This window comes from Candidatus Polarisedimenticolia bacterium, from assembly GCA_035764505.1.
Classification (GTDB): domain Bacteria; phylum Acidobacteriota; class Polarisedimenticolia; order Gp22-AA2; family AA152; genus AA152.
This window is the reverse complement of the sequence record DASTZC010000075.1, coordinates 1-2269: the sequence shown is the minus strand read 5'-3', so window position 1 is coordinate 2269 and position 2269 is coordinate 1. Positions and strand designations below refer to the sequence as shown.

Here is a 2269-nt window from a genome sequence, read left to right as displayed (position 1 = left end):
GCTCCTCGGGCAATCGATCCAGCGCCTGCCGCACCCTGCGCTCCAGATCCAGCGTCTCCAGGCTCCCGAGCGGCGATTTCGCGGTGTCGGCGGTTCGCTCGGGGTCCGGCTCATCTCCGACCAGGGCCGCTTTCTCGCGGGCCCGGCTGCGGTGCTCGTCGATGCACAGGTTGCGGCTGACGCGCACCAGCCACGGCACGAAGTGGGTGGACAGGTCGAACAGGTGCAGCGACCGGAACACCCGGAGGAAGATCTCCTGGGAGAGCTCCTCCGCCTCGTCCCGCCTACCGGTGAACTGGTAGGCGATGTTCAACACCCTCCTCGAGTGCCGCTCCACCAGCAGTTGCCAGGCCACTTCGTCCCGCTGGAGGCATCGGACCACCAGCTCGCTGTCCGTAGGGGCCAATGGATGGGCACTCCCCCCACACCGCCTTCCTCCTCAGAAACGGAGCGCAGCGGCGAAAAGTTCAACGGCTGGAGGATATAGCACGCGGCGGCGGCGCGGGGCAAGCTTCTTGAAAAGCGGGATCGGCTGATCTATAGTAGCCGCCGTTTTGCCGGAAGGTATTAAGTCCAAAGAAGTTAACTCCTAAACACAACGAGCAGGCCGCATGATCGAAGTAAAGGATCTGTCCAAGAGCTTCGGAGAACGCAAGGCTCTGAAGGGGATCTCCTTCCGGGTCGAGAAGGGGGAAATTCTTGGCTTTCTGGGGCCCAATGGCGCCGGAAAGACCACCACGATGCGCATCCTCACCGGCTTCATGCCCCCGACCTCCGGGACCGCCGTCGTGGCCGGCTTCGACGTGGTCCGCGATCCCAGGGAGGTGAAGCGCCGCATAGGATATCTTCCGGAGCATCCCCCCCTCTACAAGGAGATGGCGGTACGCTCGTACCTCGCCTTCGTGGCGCGCATCAAGGGGGTGCCTCGCAAGAACCTCGCCGCGGCGGTCGAATCGGCCCTGGATCGCTGCGGGCTGACCGAAGTGAAAGGGAGGCTGATTGGCAATCTGTCGAAGGGCTTCCAGCAGCGGGTCGGCCTGGCGCAGGCGATCGTGCACTCGCCGGAGGTGATGATCCTGGACGAGCCGACGGTCGGTCTGGATCCAAGGCAGATTCTGAAGATTCGCAACCTGATCCTGTCGTTCCGGGGAGAGAAGACGGTCATCCTGTCGACCCATATCATCCCGGAAGTAGAGAAGCTCTGCGACCGGGTGGCGATCATCAATGAAGGAAAGATCGTGGCGCTGGATCACCGCGCACGTCTGGCCACCTCGCTGCACGATACGGAGCGGATCTCCGTGCAGTTCGCCGCCGACGGACCGCTGCCTGGCAAGCTGGAATCGCTGGAGGGGGTCCTTCGGGTCGTGCGCGACGAGGGGGCGGAGCACCGCTTCCTGCTGGAGGCGGCCGCCGGCTCCGGCCTTTCGCGGCGCATCCTGGAACAGGCGCAAGCCGAGCGCTGGCCGCTCGTGGAGGTCGCGCCGCTGCGTCCGACGCTGGAGGAGGTCTTCTTGAAGCTGACCGGCGAGGAGAGGGGGGTGCGAGCATGAGCAACGTCCTGGCGATCGCGCGGCGCGAGCTGTCCACCTATTTCGTCTCGCCTCTCGCCTATTTGATCCTGGCGGTTTTCCTGCTGGTCGTCGGATTGTCGTTCTGCCTCAACCTGATCGCCTTCGCCAACGAATGCCTGATCTACGGCACCAACCCTTATTTCCAGCAGCAGCTGAACGTGAACGAGCAGGTGGTCCGGCCCCTGTTCGGCGGCTTCGTGCCGGTGTTCCTGCTGATCCTGTTTCCCGCCATCACCATGCGCCTCCTTCCGGAGGAGCGCCGGCAGGGGACCTCGGAGCTGATCCTGACCTCTCCCATCAGCTCGGCGCAGATCGTCATCGGAAAATACCTCGGGGCGCTGGCGGTCTCGGCGGTCATGCTCGCCGGCAGCCTCGCCTTCGTCGGGGTGCTGACGTCGGTTTCACAGCCCGACCTCAAGAGCGTCGCCAGCCTCTACCTGGGAGTCTTCCTGCTGGGCGCTACCTTCCTGGCGATCGGGCTGGCCTTGTCGGCCTTCACCGACAACCAGGTCCTGGCTTACGTGCTGGGGGTCGGGGCCCTGCTGGTCCTCTGGTTCCTTTCCGGGGTCTCGAAGAGCAACTCTCTGAATGAGACGCTGGGCCAGCGCGCCGTCGAGTTCCTCGCCGGATTGTCGGTCATCGAGCATTTCCCCGATTTCACCAAAGGGGTCGTGGATACGCAGCATGTCGTCTATTAC

The 2269-nt window shown here is 64.0% G+C and carries 3 protein-coding genes; 2 read left to right on the top strand and 1 reads right to left on the bottom strand.

The window, feature by feature from the left end:
• On the bottom strand, positions 1-355 hold a 355-nt coding region (locus tag VFW45_05130; protein HEU5180151.1), incomplete at its 3' end, for an RNA polymerase sigma factor.
• Positions 356-611: 256 nt separating this feature from the next.
• Between VFW45_05130 and VFW45_05125 the strand changes: the two genes are divergently transcribed.
• Both VFW45_05125 and VFW45_05120 read left to right on the top strand, forming a co-directional pair.
• A complete protein-coding gene (locus VFW45_05125; protein HEU5180150.1) occupies positions 612-1550 on the top strand; it encodes an ATP-binding cassette domain-containing protein in 939 nt (312 codons plus the stop codon).
• A partial coding sequence (locus VFW45_05120) for an ABC transporter permease subunit (GenBank protein HEU5180149.1) occupies positions 1547-2269 on the top strand: 723 nt, incomplete at its 3' end. The genes VFW45_05125 and VFW45_05120, both read left to right, overlap by 4 nt.

Coding starts and splice junctions, on each gene's coding strand:
- VFW45_05125 (HEU5180150.1), top strand. CDS start 612: ATGATCGAAGTAAAGGATCTGTCCAAGAGCTTCGGAGAACGCAAGGCT.